Origin of the sequence: Arthrobacter methylotrophus (assembly GCF_039539965.1) — a bacterium.
Lineage (GTDB): Bacteria > Actinomycetota > Actinomycetes > Actinomycetales > Micrococcaceae > Arthrobacter > Arthrobacter methylotrophus.
Genome location: NZ_BAABED010000001.1, coordinates 2,583,688 through 2,595,732, shown reverse-complemented (window position 1 = coordinate 2,595,732; position 12,045 = coordinate 2,583,688). Strand labels below are relative to the sequence as shown.

The 12,045-nt window shown below is 64.2% G+C and carries 13 protein-coding genes; 1 reads left to right on the top strand and 12 read right to left on the bottom strand.

What is annotated here, in order from left to right; genetic code table 11:
* Position 1: 1 nt before the first annotated feature.
* Positions 2–907, bottom strand: coding sequence for a LysR family transcriptional regulator (locus ABD884_RS13785; RefSeq protein WP_345046620.1), 906 nt, complete (start codon positions 905–907; stop codon positions 2–4).
* A 298-nt stretch (positions 908–1,205) separates the two neighbouring features.
* On the opposite strand from ABD884_RS13785, the gene ABD884_RS13780 reads away from it, so the two are divergent.
* Positions 1,206–2,273 carry a YeiH family protein gene (locus ABD884_RS13780; protein WP_345046619.1) on the top strand — a complete coding sequence of 356 codons (1,068 nt, stop codon included), beginning with the start codon at positions 1,206–1,208 and terminating at the stop codon, positions 2,271–2,273.
* 90 nt (positions 2,274–2,363) lie between these two features.
* Here ABD884_RS13780 and ABD884_RS13775 read toward each other — a convergent pair whose 3' ends face one another.
* The 11 genes from ABD884_RS13775 to ABD884_RS13725 form a co-directional block, all read right to left on the bottom strand.
* Positions 2,364–2,765 (bottom strand): thiolase family protein, encoded by a 402-nt coding sequence (locus tag ABD884_RS13775; RefSeq protein ID WP_345046616.1) that lies wholly within the window; start codon positions 2,763–2,765, stop codon positions 2,364–2,366.
* Positions 2,766–2,851: 86 nt separating this feature from the next.
* A complete protein-coding gene (locus ABD884_RS13770) occupies positions 2,852–3,325 on the bottom strand; it encodes a MaoC family dehydratase (protein ID WP_345046614.1) in 474 nt (157 codons plus the stop codon).
* Positions 3,322–4,080, bottom strand: a complete 759-nt coding sequence (locus tag ABD884_RS13765) for an SDR family oxidoreductase (RefSeq protein ID WP_345046611.1) — start codon at positions 4,078–4,080, stop codon at positions 3,322–3,324. Before ABD884_RS13765 ends, ABD884_RS13770 begins: the two co-directional genes overlap by 4 nt.
* 53 nt (positions 4,081–4,133) lie before the next feature.
* The gene (locus tag ABD884_RS13760; RefSeq protein WP_345046608.1) at positions 4,134–4,787 is read right to left on the bottom strand and encodes a histidine phosphatase family protein; all 654 of its coding nucleotides are present in this window, start codon (positions 4,785–4,787) and stop codon (positions 4,134–4,136) included.
* Between the two features lie 138 nt (positions 4,788–4,925).
* Positions 4,926–6,173 (bottom strand): MFS transporter, encoded by a 1,248-nt coding sequence (locus ABD884_RS13755; RefSeq protein WP_345046605.1) that lies wholly within the window; start codon positions 6,171–6,173, stop codon positions 4,926–4,928.
* A 13-nt stretch (positions 6,174–6,186) separates the two neighbouring features.
* On the bottom strand, positions 6,187–7,515 hold the full coding sequence (locus ABD884_RS13750; RefSeq protein WP_345046602.1) for an MFS transporter: 1,329 nt from the start codon (positions 7,513–7,515) through the stop codon (positions 6,187–6,189).
* Positions 7,503–7,751 (bottom strand): hypothetical protein, encoded by a 249-nt coding sequence (locus ABD884_RS13745; RefSeq protein WP_345046599.1) that lies wholly within the window; start codon positions 7,749–7,751, stop codon positions 7,503–7,505. Before ABD884_RS13745 ends, ABD884_RS13750 begins: the two co-directional genes overlap by 13 nt.
* Positions 7,752–7,869: 118 nt before the next feature.
* On the bottom strand, positions 7,870–9,030 hold the full coding sequence (locus ABD884_RS13740) for an acyl-CoA dehydrogenase family protein (RefSeq protein ID WP_345046596.1): 1,161 nt from the start codon (positions 9,028–9,030) through the stop codon (positions 7,870–7,872).
* A gap of 76 nt (positions 9,031–9,106) precedes the next feature.
* Entirely contained in the window at positions 9,107–9,994 is an 888-nt protein-coding gene (locus tag ABD884_RS13735) for a 3-hydroxyacyl-CoA dehydrogenase family protein (protein WP_345046593.1), read from the bottom strand.
* Positions 9,994–10,800, bottom strand: coding sequence for an enoyl-CoA hydratase/isomerase family protein (locus tag ABD884_RS13730; RefSeq protein ID WP_345046590.1), 807 nt, complete (start codon positions 10,798–10,800; stop codon positions 9,994–9,996). The genes ABD884_RS13735 and ABD884_RS13730 overlap by 1 nt, the downstream gene beginning before the upstream one ends.
* Positions 10,800–12,026, bottom strand: coding sequence for an acetyl-CoA C-acyltransferase (locus ABD884_RS13725; RefSeq protein ID WP_345046586.1), 1,227 nt, complete (start codon positions 12,024–12,026; stop codon positions 10,800–10,802). The genes ABD884_RS13730 and ABD884_RS13725 overlap by 1 nt, the downstream gene beginning before the upstream one ends.
* Positions 12,027–12,045: the final 19 nt, after the last annotated feature.

The following is a 12,045-nucleotide window of genomic DNA, read 5'->3' as shown; positions in this document are numbered from 1 at the left end:
TCTAGTCTTGAGATGTTCTCGGGCTACGAACAAGCCGCACGAGCTCTGCTTCTGGACCTGATAGTTGACGGGGACCGTCCCACACCGCACGCAGCGCCCGACGCAGGACAAGATCCTGCACTGGCACGATCTTTAGTTCGCCGGTCCTTACTTGGTCTGCCACTGCAAGGGTGCTCATCACCGAAGGACCCATGCCGGCCAAAACGCTTGTACGGATAGCGGCCGCGCTGCCAAGTTCAAGCAAGGGAGCTGCGCGCGGGTACTCGAGCAATGCCAGGTCGAGCGTAATCCGGGTGCCTGACCCCGGTTCGCGGACCAGCAGGGACGTTGATGCTAGCTCGGCGATGGAGATCGGGTCTCGTCGCCGGGTCCACGGGTGTTTAGGATGAACTACAACGACGAGTTCGTCGCGGGCAACGGTGAGGCTGTTTAAGGTCCGAGGGATGGTTGGAGATTCCACGAAGCCTATATCGCAGGTTCCGCTGGTCACATCCTCGAAAACCTGCGCGGAATTATGCACAAGCAGGTGTATTCGCACTTCGGGGTGCAGTCTTCCAAATTTGCCAAGCCAACCGGGCACGAGGTGCTCGGCGACGGTCATGCTGGCAGCTACCGTGAGTGCCGTGCGCCTCTCAGCGCGCAGGGAATCGGTAGCTTCCAGCATCTCCCGTGTTTCGGCGAGTATTCTTCGCGCCCAATGGGCCACGACCGTGCCCTGAGGGGTGAGGGTGGAACCTGTTGGACTGCGCTGCAGCAGGGTCATGCCCAGCTGGCGCTCCATCAATCTTATCGACCGGCTCGCATTGGGTTGAGCTAGGCCCGCCCGTCGGCTGGCAGCGCTGAGGCTTCCGTAATCGTCCACCCCGACCACTAGTTCCAGTACGGTCAGGTCCGGCCACTGTGCCATGCGCTAAGCATATAACAATGCGACATGTGATGCGATTTTGATATACCCCTATGTCAAGAAAACGGCTATCCCCAGACTAAACCTCGATCGAGAATTGGGACATGAGCAGACCCCGACTTAGCCCTTTCAAGAACACCGCTCGAGGATCGAGCCACAGTGAAAACCGTGGAGGACTTCGGGGTGTAATCGTCGGCCGACTCCCCGGCATAACCTTGCTGGGGCTCGAGCCCTCGGCAAGAAAAAAGGAGATCCAGCCGGTGCCTGGCGCTTGCCGACTCCGAGAGGATTGCAGGCAGCCATGAGACAAGACGTTGCCACCCCCGAGAAAGACGTACGGCAAATTGCGTTGCTTCCCCGAAGTTTGCGGAACAAGCAGTTGCCCGGGCTGGCGGCGGCAGCGGCCGCCGTCGCCGTCGCCTGGCTGATCCATACGACTGTCCCGGTGATACCTTTCCTCACAGCGGCGGTAATGCTGGGAATTCTTTCAGCAAATCTGCCCGGGATTAGTACCTCCGTAGAAGGAGTCCTGCAGCCCGGGCTGGTACTTTCCGCCAAGCGGTTCATGCGGCTGGGAATCGTTCTGCTGGGACTCAAACTCAGCCTCATCGATGTGGCCGCGCTGGGCTGGAAGACGCTGGCGATCGTGGTTGGCATTGTCCTGCTGACCTTTATGGGAACGCTGGTCCTCGGCAAGGCACTCAAACTTCCGGGCGATCAGCCCTTGCTTCTCGCCACAGGATTTTCCATCTGCGGCGCCTCCGCCATTGGGGCCATGAGCGGGGTCACCAAAACGGACCACCGCGACACCGTTGTTCCGATCGCCCTTGTGACCCTGTGCGGAACGCTGGCGATCGGGGCCCTTCCCGCGCTCAAGGGGCCCCTTGGCCTGGACAGTGTTCAGTTCGGATACTGGGTGGGAGCCAGTGTCCACGATGTAGGGCAGGTCGTGGCAACGGCGCAGACGGCGGGTGCGGCTGCCCTTGCCGGAGCGCTGATCATCAAGCTCACCCGCGTGCTGATGCTTGCGCCGATGGTCACCGGAGCCGCGCTGGTGGAACGCTGCCGCCACCGGCGGACGGCAAACGGCGCTGAGGACACCGGCATCAAGCTCCCGCCGCTGATCCCGCTCTTCGTGGCCGGGTTCATGGCGATGATCGTTATGCGGACGCTGGGGATCCTGCCGCCCGTTGTCCTGGAGGTTGCCGGCACGGTCCAGGACCTGCTGCTTGCCGCAGCCCTGTACGGGCTTGGGGCGTCAGTGCAGGTCCGGTCTCTGCTCCAGACCAGTGGCAGGGCCATCATCGCAGCGATGCTCTCCTGGGGTCTCATCGCGGCGTTGGCTTTTGTCGGCGTGCAATTCATCTAGGGAGGCAGGGGGTTCCCCTCGACGTGATGCGGAGGGGAACCGCCGGTAGTCATGTTCCGGCGCGGGCGCGCCGCATTTAACGGGTCCTGTCTAGCGTGCGACTTCGAAGAGGCCCGCAGCCCCCATGCCACCGCCGACACACATTGACACCACGACGAATTGTTGGTCGCGGCGCTGTGCCTCAAGCAGGGCGCTGGCCACGGCCCGCGAACCCGTCACCCCGTACGGGTGACCCAGTGCGATCGCTCCGCCGTTGACATTCAGCTTCTCCGGGTCGATCCCCAGGACGCCCCGGCAGTAGACGGCCTGCGAAGCGAAGGCCTCGTTTAGCTCCCACAGTCCGATGTCCTCAACGCCCAGTCCATGGAGCTTCAGGAGCTTCGGGATGGCGGTGACCGGCTGCAGAAATCGCGTGCCCGGCCAGCTCGGGAGCCGAAGTGTTGTTGAAGGCCCCGCGGTGCGCCTTCCCAATGGGGGTACGGGCGGTGGCAACGATAGCTGCTCTGGTCATGGTGCTCCTGATATGAGGGGTCCTTGACGTATGCGGGCCAACCGGGTGTGCGCACCGCGCCGCGGGTTCAGGCGGCAGGGGCTTCGTAGAGCCGGGAGACGACCTCGGCGACACAGCCTGGCTTTTTCGCCTCCCCGTTGAGCTCCTGTTCGATGGTGACCTGGACCGTCGACTGTGCCCACGTGTCCCCGCGGTCAAGCGCCACAAGTTTGATCCGGCCACGCACGCGCGAGCCGACCAGGACCGGGGCCGGGTAACGGACCTTGTTCGATCCGTAATTCACGCCCATGGACAGCCCGTCGATGCGGTAGGTGTCGAACATGAACCCGGAGACCAGCGAGAGCGTCAGGTAGCCGTGGACCAGCGTGGTGCCAAACGGGCCCGAGGCGGCACGCTCGGTGTCGACGTGGATCCACTGGTAGTCGTTGGTCACCTTGGCGAAGGCATTGATGTCTTCTTGGGTGATGGTGCGCCATTCTGTGACGCCGATTTCTTCCCCCACACGCTGTGCGAAGTCGTCGATGCCGTTGAAGATCCTCATGCCTTCGGGCCGCCTGCCACGTACAGCACCTGGCCGGAAACGAACCCTGCGTTCTCGGAGGCGAAGAAGGACACGGCGTTGGCGATGTCCGCGGGCTTTCCCGTGCGCCGGACCGGAATCGCCGCGGCTGCCTTGGCAGTGAAGTCCTCGAAGGTGATGCCCATCCGCTCGGCCGTGGAGGCGGTCATCTCGGTTTCGATGAAGCCGGGGGCGATCGCGTTGGCCGTCACGCCGAACGGGCCCAGTTCCAGGGCAAGGGTCTTGGTGAAGCCCTGCAGCCCGGCCTTGGCCGCCGAGTAGTTGGCCTGGCCACGGTTGCCCAGGGCCGAGGTACTGGAGAGGTTGACGATGCGGCCCCACTTGGCCTCGACCATGTGCTTCTGGGCGGCGCGGGCGACGAGGAAGGATCCGCGCAGGTGCACGTTCATGACCAGGTCCCAGTCGGAGACAGTCATCTTGAAGAGCAAGTTGTCACGGATGATGCCTGCGTTGTTGACCACCACGACAGGAGGGCCAAGCTCGTCTGCCGTGCGGGCGACGGCGGCCTCGACCGCCGTCTCGTCCGAGATGTCCGCGACGATGCCGACGGCCCGGTGACCGGCTGCGGTCAGCTCGGCGGTGAGGGCTTCAAGCCCTGCCTTGTCGAGGTCGAGCGCTGCGATGTTGAATCCGTCGGACGCCAAGCGCCGGGCAATTTCGGCGCCGATGCCGCGGCCTGCTCCGGTGACCAGTGCCGTGCGTTGTTGTTCAGTCATGATGAATCCTGTTTCCTTACTCTTGGGTGAAGTCGGTGCCTGTCCCGGGCCGCCTAGCGGTACGTGACCCAGGAGCGCGGAAGGTGGCCATGGTCGTTGAATGTCACCATCGTCTTCCCGGATGAACCCGTGACGATCTTGGTGACACCTGAATTCACGGTGACCCGGTTTAGTGCAAGCCATTGTGGAAAGCCGCCGTTGACAAGCCGGGCCACTGCCCAGGCGATGGCGCCTGAGCTTGAGACGACCACTGCGTCCTGACCCGATCCGAGCCCTTCGACGGCGCTATCCAGGGCCGTGTCGATCCGCTGGGTGAACGCGGAGAACGACTCCAGATAGTCGGCGTCGTGGTTGTTGGAGGCCCAGCGGGCAGAGGCTTTCTCGAGCAGTCGCTGGAAGGCTCGCGAGTCGGTTTTGGCGCTCGGGTCTTCTTCCGGATAAGCGTCCAGCAGCTCGGATGCGTTGAATTCGTCCCAGCCCGGATCGACGACGGGGGTCGTGTCCCAGCCGGCAGCCTCGATGAGTCCCTGTGCCGTCTGGCGCTGGCGTTTCATACCGCCGCTGACGATGCGGGTTGGAGTTGTCCCGGCCCGCATCATGTAGGTGCCGAGCGCGTGACTCTGGTCTTTGCCGCGTGTTGACAGCCGGTCGTAGTCCTCGGTGCCGAATGATGCTTGTCCGTGCCGGACCAAATAGAGAACACTCACAGTCCCGACCGTAGCCAACGTGGCGGTCGGGAACCATCCCTCGTTGGCTATCGGGGTGCCAGCAGGATGCTTGCACAACCCGTAGAGCGCCCGGGCCGGCTTCGGGGGTTCCGAGGCCGGGATTGCCCGGCGGGTACCTCAGTGGGTATCAGCCGGCCGTAGATCCGTGGCAGTCTGCTTTTTGGGTTGATCGGGAACAGCCAGCCTGCGCAGGCCAAGCGGTGCCAGGATCATCATCACGCTTGCCGCGAGCAGGCTTACCCAACCCGCGGCGTAGCCACTGTGGTCGGTCAGCAGTCCGAAAAGCACCGGACCTGCGGCGAAGCCGGCGAACAACCCCATGGAGATCCGTCCCGTCGCTGCGCCGGCCTGGGACCCCGGGACCAGGCGCATAACCACCGTGAGCAGGATCACCATGGCGGCGTTCCCGGACAAACCATAGAGCGCGGTTCCTGTCCACATGAGGACTTGCGTTCCCCAGAGCGATGAACCGGCTACCAGCCCTACGGCCACAGCGCTGAAGACCGCAATCAAGGCCAGCGGCACCCCGGGGGCCCTGAACCGTTCCGTCAGCCGGCCCCAGACCAACCGTGACACCAGGCCGCTCACCCCCAGCACCACACCGCACAGGGCTGCGATTTCGGCCCGCAGGTGGAGGCCCTCGAAGGCGAAGAGCGGCAGGTAAGTGGCCAAGGTCTGGTACTGGACGCCAGACAGGAAAGCGTAGGCCACGAGCCACGCGAGTCCTATCGCCTTGACGCGGCGCGGCCCGTTCCGGGATGCGCGTGGTGGAGCGGTGCATTGGGGACGGACGTGGAGGTAGTGCAGGGCCACCCAGAGCGACAGGAGGGTGACCGCGGCGCCCACCAGGAACCCTGCTTGCCAGGACACCAGCGTGGCAGCCAGCGGGTAGGCCAGGCTGGTGAACACCTGGATGAGCTGGACGCCCGTTTGTTTCACGCCCACCAACATGCCGCGGCGGCCCGGCTCCACCCGCAACGCCACCATGCCATTGGTCAGCGGATTGGCCAGGCCAAGGGCTGCGCCGCCGAAGACAGCACTGACCCACAGGCCGGCCATGGACTGGGACAAGGCTGCCGCGACCATGGCGCACAGGCCGAAGCCATGGAGCATCAGGATCCCGGTGCGTTGTGACAACCGGTCGGCAGCCCAGCCGAGCGGTGTGGACAGGATCGCCGCGGAAACACAAGCCACCACGGCGAAGGAGCCAAACTCCAGGCGCGTCAGGTGGAGGTCACGTGCCAGCAAAGGACCCAGGGCACTCACACCCGTGGTGAGCAGCGGGCCGATTCCCGTGGCCAGGGTCAGGACCACGCCGAGGCGCATCAGGCCCGGGGTGGCGGATCTTGCAACAGCGGTGGTCACGGTCGGGTTCTCCTCAGGCAGCAGTCTTAAGCTGTGCCATCACTCGCGCCGAGTCACGGTCGGGATCCACCAGGATCATGGCCAAAATCGCGCCGACGATCGAAACAATGCCGAATATTTGGAAGGATTGTGCGTACCCGACGGCAGGTGAAACTGCCTGGTCCACGATCATTCCGGTCAATGGCGGGGCGACGATGCCACCAAGGGCCATCAAGGCAAGGAACATGCCCAATGAACCAGCTACTTGATTCTTGGGACAGATCTGGGAAATGGCTGCGTTCATGATCGGGGCGAGGATGCAGCCGATTCCGTAGCCGATTGAGACAACTACTACGACGACGATCGGTGTGCCGATGTAGGGCAGCACCGCCATCGATACGCCGCACACAAGGAGTCCTGCTGCCGGGACGATTCCCCTCATGATCCTCGAGCTCACGCCCCGGCTCATGAACTTGTCACTGAGGTACGTGCTGGAGAACATTGCGAGCATTGCCGCGATGCTGGGGAACCCGAACATGGCTCCGGCCTGGAAGCGGGTGAAACCCAGTCCGACTTCGAAGTACGACGGCAACCACGTGAGGACAGCGGTCAGCAGGGCGTACATGGGGATAACGGCCGCAAGTGCACCCAGGAAGGTCCGCGTGCGGAAGATCGACATCCACGGAACGGCGGGAGCTGGAGTAGTGGCCGAACCCTTGACACCCGGGATCCGGACTTCGCCGTAGGGTCCCGGACGCCAGGTGAAGTACCACAGCGCGCACCAGCCCAGGCCGACGACGAGCATGGCAACGAAGGCCGAATGCCAGCCGAATTGCACGATGAGGAAGGCCAATGCCGGTGCGGCGGCGATCTTTGCCAGCGAACTTGAAGAGGCGATGAACGCCCCGGGCATGGAGCGCTTTTCGATGGGGTGCCATGAATACGCGGCCGTATGGATGAGCGCACCCGATGGGCCTTCTGTCAGGCCGAGCAGGAATCGGCTGACCAGGAGAACCACGAAGCTGCCTGCGACGATCATGGGGACCATGCAGGCCGCCCAAATGACGGCCAATGCCATCAGGGACCATTTAAGAGTGGCCCACTTGTTGATGAGTCCGGCAAAGAACCCCCCGGCCGAGAACGCGAAGAAGAACACGCTCGCGGCCAGCCCGATTTGAGCTGACGTGAGCCCGAATTCGTCTTTGAGGGGTTGGGCGACAAGTCCGAGCAGGATCTTGTCGCTGTAGTTGACGGTGTACAGCAAAACCAGTACTGACGTCAGGCCCCACGCCTTTGCGCGTGACTCTTGACCCGGTGGCGTCATCATTTCTGGCACTGCCTGCCGTGTGGTCACTTTGGACATGTCATTACCCTTCTAGTGTTCCCACCGTCGCCCAACAGCAATATCCGGGTATCCACTCGCCAGACGTCGAGTCCGTCGCTGACGTGAACCATCATGCGGCCTCTTCCTTTTGTCAGGTGGATCCACATGATGGTGCCATCAGGGCTGACGTCATCGACCCAGCCGGAGTCTATTTCCCGCCCCTCCCGGCGCAGCCCGACGAACTCCCCACGCCACAGGTACTTCCACCGCGTCATCAGATACGGTCTATTTCGCCTCAACGTTTGCATGAATCGAGTTCCTTCGCGTGGGTCCCGGTAACGTCGCTGTTACCCAAGGGACCTAATTTTTGGATCAAGTGCTGCTGCTCCGGGTTTAGCGGAAGGCAGCGACGCCGGTGAGTCGCTGGCCCAGAATGAGGGTGTGGACTTCGTCGGTGCCCTCGTAGGTGCGCACGGATTCGAGGTTGTTCGCGTGCCGCAACGGTGAGTAGTCCAAGGTGATGCCATTGCCCCCGAGGATGGTGCGGGCTTCGCGGGCAATTTTGATGGCCTCACGGCAATTGTTCAGTTTACCAACCGAGATCTGGTCCGGCTGCAGCGTTCCGGCGTCCTTCTTCCGGCCCAGGTGCAGGGCGAGCAGGAAGCCCTTGTTGATCTCTAAAGCCATGTCCACCAGCTTCTGCTGGGTCAGCTGGTAGCCGGCCAGTGGTCTGCCGAACTGCATACGGCCCTTGGAATAGTCCAGGGCGGCCTCGAAGGAGTCGCGGGCCGCTCCCATGGCGCCCCAGATGATGCCGTAGCGGGCCTCATTCAGGCAGGAGAACGGGCCCTTGAGCCCGACGACGTTCGGCAATACCGCGGATTCGGGCAGGCGAACGTCTGTGAGTTCTATGTCGCACTGGATGGAGGAGCGCATGGACAGCTTCGCTCCGATCGGCGTGGCCGTGAATCCCGGGGTCGAAGTGGGCACCAGGAAGCCGCGCACCCCGCCGTCGGTCTGGGCCCAGATGATGGCGATCTGGGCCACGGACGCCAATCCGATCCAGCGCTTGGCGCCGTTGAGCACCCAGTCGCCGCCGTCGCAGCGGGCGAAAGTAGTCATGCTGCCCGGATCCGATCCGGCAGTGGGTTCGGTCAGGCCGAAGCAGCCGATCACCTCGCCTTTGGCCATTGCCGGCAGCCATTCCTGCTTCTGCTCGTCGGAGCCGTGCTTGTAGATGGCGCTCATGGCCAGCGATCCCTGCACAGAAACAAGGGTCCGCGTCCCCGAGTCGCCGGCTTCCAGCTCCGCACCCGCCAGGCCGTAGTCCACGGCGGAACGGCCGGCGCAGCCGTAGCCTTTCAGGTGCATGCCCAGTAGGCCGAGCTTGGCCAGTTCCGGGACGATCTCCACCGGGAAGTGGCCATTTTCGTACCAGCCTGCGATGTTCGGCTTGATCTCGCTGTCAACGAAGGACCGCACGGAATCGCGCAGCGTACGCTCTTCCGCGGTGAGCAAGGAATCGAAGTCAATCAAATCACTGATGTCAGACATCTGTGGGCCTTTCATGGTGGTGGTCGGGTGTTCCGGGAACGAGGGCGGAGCGGCGCCGCTGCGCCCCGCCGCCCGATCAGTTCCAGTTGTAGAAGCCCTTGCCGGTCTTGCGCCCCAGATCACCGGCAGCAACCATGTCGTGCAGGATCTGCGGCGGTGCGAAACGCTCGCCGAGGGTGGCATGCAGGTACTCGGCGATGCTGAGGCGCACGTCAAGACCCACAATGTCGGTTGTCTTCAGGGGTCCGGTGGGGTGTTTGTAGCCCAAAACCATGGCGTTGTCGATGTCCTCGGCAGAAGCGACGCCTGCCTCGACCATGCGCATCGCCTCCAGTGCGATGGCGACGCCAAGGCGGGAGGAGGCAAAGCCGGGCGCGTCCTGGACCACGACGGCGGTTTTGCCCAGCCCAGACACCCACTGTTTTGCTGCGGCGAGAGTCTCTTCGGAGGTTTTTTCACCGACTACAACCTCGATGAGCGTGGAGGTGGGGACAGGGTTGAAGAAATGCAGGCCCAGGAACGACTCAGGCTTAGGCAGCGCCTCGGCGAGCCTGCTGACCGACAGGGACGAGGTGTTGGTCGCGAGATAGGCATGCGGGGAAAGGTGTTCCGCCACGGCGCTGAGTGCGGTCGCCTTCAGCTTTCCGTCCTCGGGAACGGCCTCGACCACGAGGTCGCAGGAGGCGAAGGCGGCGTAGTCGGTGCTCGTTTCGAACCTCTTCAGGACCTCACCGCAATCCCCCGACAGGGCACCGCGGTCAAACGACGCAGCGATGGAAGCAGCGACGCGCTCCTGGGCGCCGCGGGCGGAGTCGTCGTCGCGCTCGACGACGGTCACTTTCGAACCGTTGAGGAGGAAGGCATGGGCGATGCCGGCACCCATGCGGCCGCCGCCCAGTACCCCGAGGGTGGCTGGCAGGAGCCCGGCAGGAGTGCCGAAGGATGCTTCGATGGTGTTTGTCATTACTGCTTCTTCCTGTCCAGGAACTGCTGCATGCGGTCGAATTTGGCCGCGGATTCGAAGAGGATGCCTTGGGCCAGGTTGTCGATGAGTGGATGGACCTCCCGCGGCGAGTGGAAGACGGTTTTTGTCAGGCGCACGGCGAGGGTGTCCTGCCGGGCAATGCGGTCGGCCAGGGCGTGGGCGGCATCCAGGAGGTGCCCGGGTTCAACGAGTTCTGTGATCAGGCCGGCGCTGAGGCATTCCTGGCCTGTCAGGGTGCGTCCGGCGAGGAGGATTTCCTTGGCCAAGGGTTCCCCGACGAGCTCGCGCAGTCGCCATGTTGCCCCGGCGGCGGCCATGATGCCCAGCCCGGTTTCCGGGTTGCCCATCCGCAGGCCCGGCGTGCCGATACGGAAATCGGCCGCGTAGGCCAGTTCCGCCCCGCCACCCAGCGCGAAGCCGTCCAGTGCCGCGATGACGGGCATGGGAAGCCTCGCGATCCGGTCGAAGACGCCGGAGTTGATCCCGGCCAGGGCATCATCCCGACGACGTCCGCGCAATTGGGCGATGTCCGCACCGGAGGCAAAAATGGCCGTTGTTCCGGTGGCCGGCTCACCGGGAGTGCCGGAGAGAATCAGGACTTTGGGTGTCCGTTCAAGGTGCGCGCAGACTGCATGGAGCTCATCGACAATGGTCTGGTCAATTGCATTGCGCACCTCCGGCCTGTGCAGCCGGACCGCCAAACGGTCCCCGCGTTCGTCAATCAGCAGCGCCGTGATGGACGATGCGTCCAGGGAGGTTCCGGCGTCGTTCACCACCGCCGTCATCAGACGCCCTCGATGAGCAGGGCTGTTCCCTGGCCGACGCCGACGCACATGGTCGCGAGGCCGAGCTTGCGGGCGTTGCCGGTGAGTTCGCGTTCCATGCGTCCGAGCAGGGTCACGACGAGCCGGGACCCGGAGGAGCCGAGCGGGTGGCCGAGGGCGATGGCGCCGCCGTCGGAATTCACAATGTCCTCTTCCAGCTTGAGCTCCCGCATGACGGCGAGCGACTGGGAGGCGAAGGCCTCGTTGAGTTCGACGGCGCCCAGGTCACTGACCGAGAGGCCGGCGCGATCCAGTACCTTCCGGGTTGCGGGGACGGGACCGATGCCCATCACTTCAGGGGCCACTCCCGCGGAGCTGCCCTCGAGGATCCTTGCGCGGGGCGTCAGCCCGTATTTCTGGATAGCGGCCTCGGAGGCGACGATGATGGCGGACGATCCGTCGTTGAGGGTGGAGGCATTGCCGGCGGTGACCACGGAGCCGCCCCTGACGACGGGTCGGAGCGCGGCGAGGACCTCCAGGCTGGTCCCGGGCCGGGGTCCCTCATCGGTGTCCACGAGGGTGGTGGCGCCCTTGCGTCCGGTGATGCCCACGGGCACGATCTCATCGGCGAACCGGCCGGCGTTGATGGCCGCCAGGGCCCGTTCATGGGAGCGGACGGCAAAGGCGTCGCAGTCCTCCCGCGACGTGCCGTATACGCGGGCCACTTCCTCGGCGGTCTCGGGCATGGAGAACGCGGCCTTGCCGTCGCGGGAGTTCGGCCCGGAGAGGAACGCCGGGTTGGTGAAGCGCCAGCCGATCGACGTGTCAAAGACGGCTCCGGGCTTGGCGAAGGCCTTGTCAGGTTTTTCCATGACCCAGGGGGCACGGCTCATCGACTCCACACCGCCAGCTACCACGATGTCCGCGGCGCCGGCCTTGACCATGTGGGAGGCCATGATGATGGCGGACAGGCCGGAGGCGCAGAGGCGGTTGACGGTGATTCCCGGGACGCTGTCCGGGTAGCCGTTCAGGAGCCAGGCCATGCGGGCCACGTTGCGGTTCTCCGCACCGGCGCCGTTGGCGTTGCCGAGGATCACCTCATCCACAACCGCCGGATCAATACCGGCGCGTTCGACGGCGGCGCGTACGGTGAGTGCCGCAAGGTCGTCAGGGCGCATCGACGAGAGGGAGCCGCCGTAGCGGCCCACGGGCGTGCGGGCGCCACCAATCAGGAAGGCCTCAGCCATATCTTTTTCAGTCCTTAAG

Bases quoted from the DNA above. Each gene is read 5' to 3' on its own strand.
- ABD884_RS13785 (WP_345046620.1), bottom strand. From the start codon at position 907: ATGGCACAGTGGCCGGACCTGACCGTACTGGAACTAGTGGTCGGGGTG.
- ABD884_RS13780 (WP_345046619.1), top strand. From the start codon at position 1,206: ATGAGACAAGACGTTGCCACCCCCGAGAAAGACGTACGGCAAATTGCG.
- ABD884_RS13770 (WP_345046614.1), bottom strand. From the start codon at position 3,325: ATGAGGATCTTCAACGGCATCGACGACTTCGCACAGCGTGTGGGGGAA.
- ABD884_RS13765 (WP_345046611.1), bottom strand. From the start codon at position 4,080: ATGACTGAACAACAACGCACGGCACTGGTCACCGGAGCAGGCCGCGGC.
- ABD884_RS13750 (WP_345046602.1), bottom strand. From the start codon at position 7,515: ATGTCCAAAGTGACCACACGGCAGGCAGTGCCAGAAATGATGACGCCA.
- ABD884_RS13745 (WP_345046599.1), bottom strand. From the start codon at position 7,751: ATGACGCGGTGGAAGTACCTGTGGCGTGGGGAGTTCGTCGGGCTGCGC.
- ABD884_RS13740 (WP_345046596.1), bottom strand. From the start codon at position 9,030: ATGTCTGACATCAGTGATTTGATTGACTTCGATTCCTTGCTCACCGCG.
- ABD884_RS13735 (WP_345046593.1), bottom strand. From the start codon at position 9,994: ATGACAAACACCATCGAAGCATCCTTCGGCACTCCTGCCGGGCTCCTG.
- ABD884_RS13730 (WP_345046590.1), bottom strand. From the start codon at position 10,800: ATGACGGCGGTGGTGAACGACGCCGGAACCTCCCTGGACGCATCGTCC.
- ABD884_RS13725 (WP_345046586.1), bottom strand. From the start codon at position 12,026: ATGGCTGAGGCCTTCCTGATTGGTGGCGCCCGCACGCCCGTGGGCCGC.